Here is an 11,761-nt window from a genome sequence, read left to right on the forward strand (position 1 = left end):
GCCCGGGACGCCGCGCTCCGCGGCCTCTCCCGCGGCCGGGTCCGGCGGACCGTACGCGTTACGGCCGCCGCCTTCCGTTCCTTACCCACCGTTCACCCCGTGCCCCAAGAGTGCCCCCGGCAGCAGTTCAGCCATGAACCACCTGGGAGCGGACACATGGGGCATCACCACCACCACGGCCACGGGCATGACCACGGTCCTGACCACGGCCACGAGCACACCCACGAGGGCGCGTCCGGACCGCTGCCCGCGGCGATGGACCCCGAGGTCCCGGACGCCGAGCTGAGCCCCGACCAGCTCTCCCGCCGTTCGATGCTGCGCCGCGCGGGCCTGCTGAGCGCGGGCGTCGCGGGCGCCGGCGTGCTCGCGGGCACGGGCGCCGCGATGGCCACCTCGCCCGGCAACACCCGCGGCGGCGGGGGCAACGGCGGCGGCAACGGCCGCCTGCTGTGGCTGGCCGGCGACCACCACATCCACACGCAGTACAGCTCCGACGGCCAGTACCGCGTGATCGACCAGGTCCGCAACGGCGCGCGGCACGGTCTCGACTGGATGGTCATCACCGACCACGGCGGCGCCCAGCACTCGCGCATCGGCGTCGAGCGCGTCAACCCCGACATCCGCGAGGCCCGCGACGCCCACGAGGACACCCTCGTCTTCCAGGGCCTGGAGTGGAACATCCCGGCCGCCGAGCACGGCACCGTCTTCGTCCACCCGGGCAGCAACGAGGTCGACGTCCTCAAGCAGTTCGAGACCGACTACGACGGCGGCGTCAACAACGCGAGCGCCAACACCCCGCAGAACGAGGCCCTGGCCATCGCCGGCCTCGACTTCCTCGCCGGACAGGTGCGGCGCCGCCGCGTCCGGGACGCGCTGATGCTCGCCAACCACCCCGCCCGCCAGGGCGTGGACTCCCCCCACGAGATCCGCGCCTGGCGCGACGCGCAGCCGCGCATCGCGGTCGGCTTCGAGGGCGCCCCCGGCCACCAGGCCGCGGGCATCCCCACCCCGCACGGACCCGGCAGCGGGCGCGGCTTCTACACCGGCAGCCCGGGGGCGAACTCCTTCCCGGGCTACCCGGCCGAGAGCTACCGCACCTGGGGCGGCTTCGACTGGATGACCGCCACCGTCGGCGGCCTGTGGGACAGCCTGCTCTCCGAGGGCAAGCGCTGGTCGATCTCGGCCAACTCCGACTCGCACGTCAACTACGCCGACACCTCCGACAGGCCCGAGGACACCGACTTCGAGGCCAACGGCTTCCACGGCGACCCCGTCTACCGCGGCTCGGGGCTCAACCTCACGGCCGGGGACTTCTGGCCCGGCCAGTACAGCAGGACCCACGTGGGCGCCCAGGGCTTCTCCTACGCCGCCGTCATGGAGGGCATCCGCGAGGGCCGGATCTGGGTGGACCACGGCGGCCTGATCTCCGCCCTCGACGCCCAGGTCCGCGGCGGCAACCGCTCGGCGGGACTCGGCGGCACCCTCCATGTGCGGCGCGGCACCCACGTCGAGCTGACGATGGAGATCGCCCTGGCCAACGGCCCCAACTGGGCGCGGTTCGTGCCGAAGCTGGCCCGCGTCGACGTCATCAGGGGCGTGGTCACCGGCGCCGCGGACGACCGCGACACCTTCCACGCCCCCGAGACCGGCGTGGCCACGTCGTTCGAGGTCAACAAGTCGACCGGCTCCGTGACGTTCACCTACCGCCTGGGCCGCGTGGACCGCCCCACGTATGTCCGCCTGCGCGGCACGGACGGCAACCGCAGCCAGCCCGGCCTGAACGGCGCCTCCGTGGACCCGTCGGGCCCCGCCCTCGACGTCCTCGGCGACGCGGACCCGTGGCTGGACCTGTGGTTCTACTCCAACCCGATCTGGGTGCTCCCGGAGTAACGCCCGCCGCCTCGGGCGGCTCACGACGGCCGCCCGGTGGCCGCCCCCGCGGGGGTGGTCGCCGGGCGCCGTCGCGGACGCTCTAGGGTCGACCCCCGTGACCGACCTTCCCTCCCACCTCTCCGTGACGGCGGATGCCTACGACGCCCTCGCCGTCGTCTACGCCGACTTCGCCCGCGACGCGCTCGACCCCCTTCCCCTGGACCGCGCGATCCTCGCGGCGTTCGCCGAACTCGCGCGAGCCTCCGCCGGGCCCGTCGCCGAACTGGGATGCGGCCCCGGGCAGACGACGGCGCACCTGCGGGACCTGGGACTGGACGTGTTCGGCGTCGACCTGTCGCCCGTGATGATCGGGCTCGCCCGCGACGCCTACCCGGACCTGCGGTTCGAGGTCGGCTCGATGGACGCGCTGGACCTGGCCGACGGCACGCTGGGCGGCATCCTGTCCTGGTACTCGGTCATCCACGCCCCGCCACGGGACATACCGCCGTACCTGGCCGAGTTCCGCCGGGTCCTCGCCCCCGGCGGCACCCTCCTGCTCGCCTTCTTCGAGTCCGAGGGCGGGCCGGTGGCGGCGTTCGACCACAAGGTGACGACGGCCTACCGGTGGCCGGTCGACGACCTGGCCGGGCTGGCCCGCGAGGCCGGGTTCGTAGAAGTCGGCAGGATGCTCCGCGAGCCCCGCGAGGACGAGCGATTCCGCCGCGGCCACCTCCTGATGCACGCGGGGTAGCCGCCGACGTCGGCGCCGGCCTCGGCTTCGGGTCAGACGCGCCGCAGACCGCTTCGCGGATTCATGAGCCGGGCGGCCCACAGGACCGTGGTGCGGCGCATGGTGAAGACCTCGCCCGTCTCGAACTCCAGGCGCCACCCCTCGCGCAGGTCACACACGACGAACGGTTGCCCGCCGATCATCACCCGGTCTCCGCGCCGGACGGTGTACACGTCCACCTCGACCGAGACCCGGACACCGACGGGTGATGACACGGCACTCCTCTCGCACGTCGAGGTCCACCCCGAGCGGTCCCGATGAAAGGAACCCTGATCGAGCCGGGCTGCTGGCGGGGGAGCCGAGTCAGGGTTCTCCCGGCTCGATCAGGGAGTCGATGCGCCTGGGGAGTTCAGCGCGTCGGTCAGCATTTTCGCCGTGTCGAGGTTGACTCGCCCCAGCCCCAGCAGCGGACGCAGGCCCACCCGGAGGGCGTGGCCGTCGACGGACAACGAGGGCAGCAGGATGCCGTGCCGGCGAAGCGCGGTGTCCAGTTCCCTCATCGCCGTCTCGGCGGCCTGGCGGGGGGTGGGTGTGGGAGTCGTGGTGGGACTCGTCGGCATGGGGGATGCCTCCCTCGTCGTCGGGTGCGTGCGGCTACCAGCGTCGCGCGCGACGGGAGGGCGAGACAGGGACGGAACGCCCCCTTTTCGTGGCCTAGTCGACCCCGAGGAGCTCGGCGAGACGGCGCAGACCTGGCGGTCGGTCGGGCCCTGCCCAGAGGTCCTGCACAATGGTGACGGCCAGTGTGTGATGCCGCACCCAGTCGGGGGCTGTTCGGTTGAGTCGCTCCAGCGCCCGTACCGCGCTTCCGGCGTCGCCCAAGTCCGTGTGGGCCCTGGCGATGTCCAGGAGCAGCCACGTCCGCCAACTCGGGGGCACGTCCTTGCTCAGCCGCATGCCCTTCGCCAACTCAAGGGCCTCCCGAGGACGCTTGTGCTGCACGGCGAGGCGAACGCGCTCGATCCGCACCGACGACCGGGAGAAGACGCTGACCAGCTTGCCGTTCGTTGTCGGCGGCAGCTTGGCGAGCCGCCCTGCCGCGTTCTCCGCCTGCGTCATCATCTCGTTGGCCCGGTCGTAATCCCCGCCTCGCGCGCAAGACGTCGCCGCCGACATGAGCAATCCACCCCACACGCGGAGACCATCCGCCGTATCCGTGTGGTCGCGCTCGACCCGATCGGCGGCGAAGACGGCGAGAGTCCGTGCGTCGTCCAGGCGCGCCTGGCGCTGGTACGACCACGCGACCGACGTGGAGATCATGCCCGCGAGAAGGGGATCCGAGGACTTCTCGGCGGCTGCCATGGAGCGTTCCAGTGCGGAGAGCGCCAGGTCGGTCTTGCCCAGCCGGATCGCGAGATGACCACCGAGTTGCAGTGCCTTTGACAGCAATGCCTGCCCGTCCGCCTGCTGGTTCTCCCTGCCCACCGTGGCGGCAAAGCGTGTGTCGTTGATGAGGCGGGGGAGCCGGGTCATCAAGGGGTCGAAGCGGGCGGCGTGGTAGAGCGTCCAGGCGTCGGCGATGTCGCTCCGCAGCCCCGACAGCGAAAGCTCAGGGGCGCTGGGCTCGGGCGGCATGCCGAACATGGGCGGAGAGATCGCCCGCCGTACGGCGACGAGCTGCGGTGGGTCCGCCGGTTTGTCGCTGACGGCCGGGGGTTCCCCGAGCAGGGCGGTCAGTTCCACTCCGAGGCCCGCGGCGAGAGCGTGCAGGGTCGGAAGACGGGCGGATTGTTTTCTGCCCTGCTCCAGTTTCTTGATCACGTCGATCGATACATCGGCGCGTTCGGACAACTGTTCCTGAGTGAGTTGAGCAATCCTGCGCAGGCGTCCTAGCTGTTCCCCGAGCGGTGCCATGGATCAACGGTAGCGCCGTCCGAGGGGTCGCCGTCCCGGTGACCGGTCGGCTTGTGGGGTGGAAGAGGCGGGTCTCCGAACGGGCGCAGCGGATGCGGGTGTTGGAGGGTCGGTCTGTTCGCTGTGGCTGGGGTGGCGCGCAGTTGCTGCCGCCTCTGTGCGCCCTTGTTGGTCATCCCTCGGGCCGGTGGGGGTCGTTACCCAACCGAGCAGTGGTGGCGGCACGCTTCGTTTTGAACAGAGTGTTGAAAACAAAGCGTGCGCCGTTTGAAAACAGTCCCCGCCCTCCGATGCCCGATAGGGCAACCGAGCCCACCGGCCCGCTACATAAGCCCGGGCGGCGCGCGGGTGACGACGAATACGTGCGGCCAGGGCAGGCCCGAAGGGTGCGCGCCACCCCAGCCCACCACCCACAGACCGACCCTCCAACACCCGCATCCGCTGCGCCCGTCCGGACACCCACCTCATCCACCCCACAAGCCGACCGGTCACCGGGACGGCCCCGACCCACGAACCCTCCCCCCGTAGGTGCCTCCCTCGTGCATCCGCACGAAACCCGACACCCGGCCAAGCCCGCGCCACCTAGACCAGGCGTAGAAGCCGCAAAACCCCAGCCCCCCACCCACCAAACGCCAGGTCAGTTCCCGAGACGCGGCCTCGGCCGGCCATCGTGGCGCAGGCGGAGTCGACGCCGGGGGTGCGAGCGCAGCACAGGGTGGAGGCCCCATCCCTGTTCCGAGGCCACGCGCAGGACGTGACCGGCGCCCGCGCCCCGGAAGTAGTGCGCCCCGAGTTCCAGGTCGCGGTGGTACTCGCTTCGGTGCCCGGAAGTCTCCACCAGCCGGGTCTTCTTCGCGACGCGCCGGTCCACGCGCGCCCGGTAGTACGCCGTGTCGCCCTCCCGCACCAGCCCCACCGGCGTCACGCACCAGAGCGGGATGAACGGTACCCGGCCCAGCGTGGCGTCCAGCATCCGTACCGCGCCGTTCTCCGCACGCGGCACCATCCAGACGATCAACTGGGCCACCGGCGCCACGCAGAGGAAGCAGATGGCGAGGAGGACCCACACCACCCACCACAGCGGCAGGAACACCAGGGTGAGGGGGAGAAGCAGCAGCCAGCGCAGTGCGGCCGGCCGGGCCGGGAGCGGCCCCCAGGCCGGATCGTCATCGTGCACGGGCGGTGTACTCCCCGGGTCTCGCCATGGCGCTCGGCAGTGCGCCAGCGAGTGTACGCCGGGGCCCGCACGAGCGCGCGGCCTCGTTTCCGCAGGGGGTGCGCACATCCACCCATAGGCCGACGAACGGTGCGGGGGGCGTCGGAATACCGGTCTCCATATCGCGTTGGTGCCCTCCCGCGTCTTGACACGGCGGGCATGGGGTCGCTGAGATGGGGTGCGTTATGGGAGCGCTCCCATGGCGGGTCTCCATCCCCCCACCCACTCGGAGTCCTACGGGACGCGACTCCTTGAGGAGAAGACCTTGACCACGAAGACCCGAATCGGCGCCATCGCAGTCGCCGCCGTCGCCGGTCTGCTGGGCCTGCTGCTCGCCGTTCCGGCGGCGCTGGCCGGGCCGCCCGGTGCCGCGGCGACCGGGCTCACCGTCCAGGACGGCCGTCTCGTCGAGAGCACGGGCAGCGACTTCGTCATGCGCGGCGTGAACCACCCCCACGCCTGGTACACCCAGGAGACCCAGGCGATCTCCGACATCAAGGCGAAGGGCGCCAACACCGTGCGTGTGGTGCTCAGCAGCGGCGACCAGTGGCCCGAGACGACCGTCTCCGAGGTGGAGAGCATCGTCGCGGACTGCAAGGCCAACCGCGTGATCTGCGTCCTGGAGGTGCACGACACCACCGGCTACCCCGAGGCCACGGCCGCGGTCTCGCTGGACCGCGCGGCGGACTACTGGCTGGGCGTGCGGGACGCGCTGACCGGTGAAGAGGACTACGTCATCGTCAACATCGGCAACGAGCCGTTCGGGAACACCGGTTACCAGGAGTGGACGCAGGCCACGGCCGACGCCGTCACCCGGCTGCGCGACGGCGGGTTCGAGCACACGCTGATGGTGGACGCGCCCAACTGGGGCCAGGACTGGTCGTTCACGATGCGCGACAACGCCCGGACCGTGTATGAGGCGGACCCCACGGGGAACCTGCTGTTCTCGATCCACATGTACGGCGTGTTCACCGCCGAGTCGACGGTGCGCGCGTATCTGACCAGCTTCGTGGACGCGGGACTGCCCATTCTGGTCGGCGAGTTCGGCAACGACCACTCCGACGGCAACCCCGACGAGGACGCGATCATGTCGGTCACGCGGGAGTTGGGACTCGGCTACATCGGCTGGTCCTGGAGTGGCAACGGCGGCGGTGTCGAGTACCTTGACATGGTCAACGGCTTCGACGCCGCCTCCCTCACCCCCTGGGGTGAGCGATTCTTCAACGGTGCCGACGGCATCGCCGAAACGTCCGAGGAGGCCACCATCTACTCGGGCTCATAGGCCCGTTCGGCCCACGCGGGCCGTTCGGAACACGGGTCACCCGGGGCGTCGGCGTCGCCCCGGGCGGCCCGTGGCTTTTTTCACGCGCGCCCCCGGCTCACGCGTCCTGCGGCGTCTCCCGGGCGATCAGCGTCCGCAGCGCGGGGCGCAGCAGCTCCGTGATCCGCTCGGGCGGGGCGTCCCGCAGCGCGTCGAGGCGGAGCAGCTCGTGCCCGATGGCGACGCCGACGGTGGTGCAGATCAGCAGCGCGGCGCGCAGCCTGGCGTCCGCGCCCCCGAGGGCCCCGCTCACCTCCGCGATGTGCCCGTCGAGGGCCTCGCGGGCGATCTGCCCGGCCTCCGGGTGGGTGAGCATGGACCGCAGCGTGGCGAGCGAGGTGGCGGGCAGCCCGTCGAGCTTGACGCCGAGGGCGGTCAGCAGGGACTCGATCAGCGCCTCCGGGTCCCGCCCGCTCCCCGCGGGATCGCCGTCCTCCCCCTCGCGCCCGGTCGGGAGTCTGAGGTCCGCGGCGCGGGCGAAGAGCTTCTGCTTGGAGCCGTAGTACTGCATCACCAGGGCCGGGTCGACGCGGGCGTCCCCGGCGACGGCGCGGATGGTGGTGCGTTCGTAGCCGAGCCGGGCGAACAGCTTCCTGGCCGAGTCGAGGATGCGTGCCTCGGTCTGCCGCCGGCGCTCGGTCCGGGTGAGGCGAGGGGGTTCGCTCATGGTCGACGACTCTACAGATGTTGACCGATGGGTGGACACCGCGAGCGCCGGCCCTCGCCCGCTGAGTCGCGGCCCGGGGGGAGCGCTGCCAGAATCGGTCCCATGGCCCGGCCGAACGACGAGGTCGAGGCGTTGCTCCGGGAGTACGCCGACCTCATCGCGATCACCGGCGGAGACGCGTTCAAGCAACGCGCCTACGAGAAGGCGGCGCGCGCCGTCCGCGGGCATCCGCACGACATCTCCCGCCTGGACGCCGCCGGGCTGCGTGACATCCCCGGGGTCGGCGCGTCCATCGCCGACAAGATCGCGGAGTACCTGCGCACCGGCCGCGTCGCCGCCTTCGACGCCACACGGGCCGCCGTTCCGCCGGGGGTGCGGCGGCTGATGTCGATCCCGACGCTCGGGCCGAAGAAGGCCATGAGCCTCTACCGCGACCGCGGCATCACCGGCGTGGACGGGCTGGTGGCGGCGATCCACGAGGGCAGGCTCGCGGGGCTGCCGGGATTCGGCCCCAAGGCCCAGGCGAACCTTCTGCGCGGCGTCGAGCTCGCCCGGCAGGCCGGCGACCGGCTGCTGCTCGACGCCGCCCTCGACCTCGCGGGCGAGGCGGCCGAGGGCCTGTCCCGGGTCGAGGGGTGTGAACGCGCCACCTGGGCCGGCGCGCTGCGGAGGATGACGGAGACCGTCGGCCGCCTCGACCTGCTGGCCGCCGCGCGGGACGCGGCGCCGGTGGTGGCGGCGTTCACCGCGCTGCCGCTCGCCGCCGAGGTCTCCTCCAGGGGGCGCGTGAGGGCGGCCGTCACCACCGGCGGCGGGCAGGAGATCCGGCTGCGCGTGGTGGAGCCCGGCTCATGGGGCGCGGGCCTCGCGCACGCCACCGGCTCGCGGGCGCATGTCGCGCGCCTGCGGGAACGGGCGGCGGCCAGGGGCCTGCGGCTGGGCCCGGACGGGCTGAGGGACGCCGGGTCCGGGGAACGGCTGCCCGCCGGGGCCGAGGAGGACGTCTACGCGAGGCTCGGCCTGCCGTGGATCCCGCCGGTGCTCCGCGAGAACCGCGGCGAGATCGACGCGGCGCTCGCCGGGGAGCTGCCCGAGCCGGTCGGCGAGGACGACCTCCGCGGCGATCTGCACACCCACACCGACCTGACGGACGGGCTCGCCCCGCTGGAGGCGATGGTCGCCGCGGCGGCCGAACGCGGCTACGCCTACTACGCGGTCACCGATCACGCGCCGCGGCTGCGAATGCAGCGGATGACGGAGGAGAAGATCCTCGCCCAGCGCGAGGAGTTGCGGGCCCTGGCCGGGAGGCGGCCGGGCCCGCGGCTGCTGCACGGCACCGAGCTGAACATCGACCCGGACGGCTCGGTGGACTGGCCCGGCGCGTTCCTGGCCGGGTTCGACCTGTGCGTGGCCTCGATCCACTCGCACTTCGGCCTCGACAGGGCCGCCCAGACGCGGCGGCTGGTCACCGCGTGCGAGAACCCGTACGTCCACGTCATCGGGCACCCGACCACCCGCAAGATCGGCTCGCGGGGCGGCATCGACGTGGACCTGGACGCGGTGTTCGCGGCCTGCGCGCGGACCGGGACGGCCATGGAGATCAACGGCCACCCGAACCGCCTCGACCTGCGCGACGAGGACATCCTGCGGGCGCGGCGCCACGGGGTGCGGTTCGCGGTCGACAGCGACGCGCACGCGGTGGGGGAACTGGGCAACGTCCGCTACGGGGTGGCGACGGCCCAGCGTGCCTGGCTGCCCGCCGAGGACGTGATCAACACCTGGCCCTGGCCCCGCCTGCGCCTCTTCCTCCGCGCCCACCGCTGACGGCCGGGACCGCGGGGTCAGAGGCGGTCGAGGAACCAGTCGCGGGCCAGTTCCGCCGCCTGGGACAGCGTGCCCGGCTCCTCGAAGAGGTGGGTGGCGCCGGGGACCACCGAGAGGCGGGTGGGGGCGTGCATCCGTTCCTGCGCGCCGCGATTGAGGTCGAGGACCTCCGGGTCGTCGCCGCCCACGATCAGGAGGGTCGGGGCCCGGACGGTGGCCAGCCGATCGCCCGCCAGGTCGGGGCGGCCACCGCGGGAGACCACGGCGCCCGCCCTCGCTCCCGGCTCGGCCGCGGCCCACAGCGCCGCCGCCGCGCCCGTGCTGGCGCCGAACCACCCGATCGGCAGCCTGGTCGCCAGTTCCCCCTCCAGCCAGGCCGTGGCCTCACCGAGGCGCCCGGCCAGCAGCGGGACGTCGAAGACGTTCGCCCGGTCCCGCTCCTCCTCGTCGGTCAGCAGGTCGAACAGCAGCGTGCCGAGGCCCGCCCCGTTCAGTGCGTCGGCCACGAAGCGGTTGCGCGGGCTGTGACGGCCGCTGCCGCTGCCGTGCGCGAACACCACGACCGCCGAGGCGCCCTCCGGCACGGTCAGCTCGCCGCCCAGGCGCCTTCCCCCGGCGGGAACGGTGACCTCGCGGCCACTGCCCCGGCGCAGGTACTCCACCACCTGCTCGTCCGTCGTCGGCGCGAAGTCCTCGTAGAACTGCCCGACCGCCGCGAACTGCGAGGCGGTCTCCGGGCAGACGCACTCGTCGGCGTCTCCGGCGACCCGCTCCTCCCAGTCGTCGGGCGCCACCGGCACCGCGAGCACCACCCGCGCCGCGCCCCGGCTCCGGGCGGCCCGGCAGGCGGCGCGGGCGGTGGCCGCGGTGGCGATGCCGTCGTCGACGACCACCACCGTCCTCCCGGCCACCGAGATCGGCGGCCGTCCGCCCCGGTACTGGTGGGCACGGCGCTCCAGCTCCGCCCGTTCCCTGCGCTCGACCTCCGCCAGTTGGGCGTCGTCGATGTGGGAGCTGTTCACCACCTGCTGGTTGATCACCCGGGCGCCGTCCTCGGCGATCGCGCCCATCGCCAGCTCCGGCTGGATGGGCAGGCCGAGCTTCCTGACCACGCCCACGTCCAGGGGGGCGCGCAGCGCGGAGGCCACCTCGGCGGCGACGGGCACCCCGCCGCGCGGCAGTCCGAGGACCACCGTGTCCGGGCCGCGCAGATGCGCCAGCGAACGGGCGAGGTGACGCCCGGCGTCGCTCCGGTCGGCGAAGATCATGCCGTTTCCTCCCTCAGCCTGTCTGTGCGCTCCCCCCATCGAACCGCGTACCCGGCCCGGGCGCACGGGGAAGCGCGCCGCTACATCGCCGAGACCTGCACGGCGAGGTCGTTGTCGAGGGTGTAGTACGGGCGGATGGTGAGGGGGCCGACGGTCGTGGCGGGGTAGACGAAGACCGGCTTCTTGTCCGCCACGTCGTCCAGCAGACGGGCGACGCGGACGGGGGCCGACTTGGCCGAGGGCTTGACCGAGACGTCCCAGTAGGCCGGGTCGGGGCCGTCCTCGGCGTGGGGGAGGTCGTCGTAGACGAGGTGGAAGGAGAACGCGCCCTCGCCCTCGTCGCGCAGCGCCGCCACCACGGTGGGGCCGCCCCTGCCGCGCCGCTTGAGCTGGACCTTGGCGCCGCGGCCGGGGGTCGCGCCGAGCAGCCGGCCCCAGACGGTCAGCGCCCCGTCCCGCACCCGCACGTCGCCCGCCTCGGCGTGCGCCCGGCGCTGCCAGGCGCGGAGGGCGAGGTACCCGTCCTTGGTGGCGTAGGGGACGCGGACGGCCAGCGGGAGCGTGGGCGCGGGGGGCGGGTCGGAGGCCAGCACGCGGAGGTCGCGCACGCCGGGGACCACGCGGAGGCGCGGCGCGCCGGGCCGTTCCACGAAGAGGTCCCAGCGGCCCTCGGCGAGCTCGGGGACCTGGTCGTCCAGCTCGGTGCGCCAGCGGTCGGCCGCGGCGGAGACCCGGCGCAGGGGGACGGCGTGGGTGGGGGGCTCCTCGCCCTCCCTGGGCTCCTTGCCCTTCTTGGGCCGCAGCCGGAGCAGCAGCCGCGCCTCCTCGGTCTCGGGCAGGCGCAGTTCGACCGAGATGCGGCCGTCGGCGTCCATCGCGCAGTCGGCGCGCGGCAGTTTGTCCTTGGGAATGTCCGGGACCTCGGGGGCGGCCGGCGCCTCGGCGGTGG

Annotated in this window: 11 protein-coding genes; 4 read left to right on the top strand and 7 right to left on the bottom strand. The window is 73.1% G+C overall.

Annotated elements, in window-relative coordinates; all coding sequences use genetic code 11:
- Positions 1 to 156 precede the first annotated feature (156 nt).
- Together ADY01_RS25165 and ADY01_RS25170 are read left to right on the top strand one after the other, a co-directional pair.
- Positions 157 to 1,890 (top strand): PHP domain-containing protein, encoded by a 1,734-nt coding sequence (locus ADY01_RS25165; protein WP_049578079.1) that lies wholly within the window; start codon positions 157 to 159, stop codon positions 1,888 to 1,890.
- Positions 1,891 to 1,987: 97 nt separating this feature from the next.
- Positions 1,988 to 2,623 (top strand): class I SAM-dependent methyltransferase, encoded by a 636-nt coding sequence (locus ADY01_RS25170; protein ID WP_049578080.1) that lies wholly within the window; start codon positions 1,988 to 1,990, stop codon positions 2,621 to 2,623.
- Positions 2,624 to 2,655: 32 nt separating this feature from the next.
- Here the strand turns inward: ADY01_RS25170 and ADY01_RS25175 are convergent, their stop codons facing one another.
- The 4 genes from ADY01_RS25175 to ADY01_RS38415 form a co-directional block, all read right to left on the bottom strand.
- The gene (locus ADY01_RS25175; protein ID WP_049578082.1) at positions 2,656 to 2,877 is read right to left on the bottom strand and encodes a hypothetical protein; all 222 of its coding nucleotides are present in this window, start codon (positions 2,875 to 2,877) and stop codon (positions 2,656 to 2,658) included.
- Between the two features lie 108 nt (positions 2,878 to 2,985).
- Positions 2,986 to 3,222 (bottom strand): hypothetical protein, encoded by a 237-nt coding sequence (locus ADY01_RS25180; RefSeq protein WP_049578084.1) that lies wholly within the window; start codon positions 3,220 to 3,222, stop codon positions 2,986 to 2,988.
- Positions 3,223 to 3,316: 94 nt separating this feature from the next.
- Positions 3,317 to 4,516, bottom strand: a complete 1,200-nt coding sequence (locus ADY01_RS25185) for a helix-turn-helix domain-containing protein (RefSeq protein ID WP_049578086.1) — start codon at positions 4,514 to 4,516, stop codon at positions 3,317 to 3,319.
- 637 nt (positions 4,517 to 5,153) lie between these two features.
- Positions 5,154 to 5,693, bottom strand: a complete 540-nt coding sequence (locus ADY01_RS38415) for a hypothetical protein (RefSeq protein ID WP_049578088.1) — start codon at positions 5,691 to 5,693, stop codon at positions 5,154 to 5,156.
- Between the two features lie 304 nt (positions 5,694 to 5,997).
- Here ADY01_RS38415 and ADY01_RS25195 point away from each other — a divergent pair, with 304 nt between their 5' ends.
- Positions 5,998 to 7,014 (top strand): glycoside hydrolase family 5 protein, encoded by a 1,017-nt coding sequence (locus ADY01_RS25195; protein ID WP_049578090.1) that lies wholly within the window; start codon positions 5,998 to 6,000, stop codon positions 7,012 to 7,014.
- 97 nt (positions 7,015 to 7,111) lie between these two features.
- Here the strand turns inward: ADY01_RS25195 and ADY01_RS25200 are convergent, their stop codons facing one another.
- A complete protein-coding gene (locus ADY01_RS25200; protein WP_049578092.1) occupies positions 7,112 to 7,720 on the bottom strand; it encodes a TetR/AcrR family transcriptional regulator in 609 nt (202 codons plus the stop codon).
- A 102-nt stretch (positions 7,721 to 7,822) separates the two neighbouring features.
- Between ADY01_RS25200 and ADY01_RS25205 the strand changes: the two genes are divergently transcribed.
- Entirely contained in the window at positions 7,823 to 9,544 is a 1,722-nt protein-coding gene (locus ADY01_RS25205) for a helix-hairpin-helix domain-containing protein (protein ID WP_049578093.1), read from the top strand.
- 17 nt (positions 9,545 to 9,561) lie between these two features.
- Here ADY01_RS25205 and ADY01_RS25210 read toward each other — a convergent pair whose 3' ends face one another.
- Together ADY01_RS25210 and ADY01_RS25215 are read right to left on the bottom strand one after the other, a co-directional pair.
- Entirely contained in the window at positions 9,562 to 10,812 is a 1,251-nt protein-coding gene (locus tag ADY01_RS25210) for a phosphoribosyltransferase family protein (RefSeq protein WP_049578095.1), read from the bottom strand.
- 80 nt (positions 10,813 to 10,892) lie between these two features.
- Positions 10,893 to 11,687: a hypothetical protein gene (locus ADY01_RS25215; protein ID WP_053171189.1), complete on the bottom strand. Its 795-nt coding sequence runs from the start codon at positions 11,685 to 11,687 to the stop codon at positions 10,893 to 10,895.
- Between the last annotated feature and the right edge of the window lie 74 nt (positions 11,688 to 11,761).

Origin of the sequence: Streptomyces sp. SBT349, from assembly GCF_001083795.1 — a bacterium.
Classification (GTDB): Bacteria; Actinomycetota; Actinomycetes; order Streptomycetales; family Streptomycetaceae; genus Streptomyces.

Coding starts and splice junctions, on each gene's coding strand:
- ADY01_RS25165 (WP_049578079.1), top strand. CDS start 157: ATGGGGCATCACCACCACCACGGCCACGGGCATGACCACGGTCCTGAC.
- ADY01_RS25180 (WP_049578084.1), bottom strand. CDS start 3,222: ATGCCGACGAGTCCCACCACGACTCCCACACCCACCCCCCGCCAGGCC.
- ADY01_RS25185 (WP_049578086.1), bottom strand. CDS start 4,516: ATGGCACCGCTCGGGGAACAGCTAGGACGCCTGCGCAGGATTGCTCAA.
- ADY01_RS25200 (WP_049578092.1), bottom strand. CDS start 7,720: ATGAGCGAACCCCCTCGCCTCACCCGGACCGAGCGCCGGCGGCAGACC.
- ADY01_RS25205 (WP_049578093.1), top strand. CDS start 7,823: ATGGCCCGGCCGAACGACGAGGTCGAGGCGTTGCTCCGGGAGTACGCC.
- ADY01_RS25210 (WP_049578095.1), bottom strand. CDS start 10,812: ATGATCTTCGCCGACCGGAGCGACGCCGGGCGTCACCTCGCCCGTTCG.
- ADY01_RS25215 (WP_053171189.1), bottom strand. CDS start 11,687: ATGGACGCCGACGGCCGCATCTCGGTCGAACTGCGCCTGCCCGAGACC.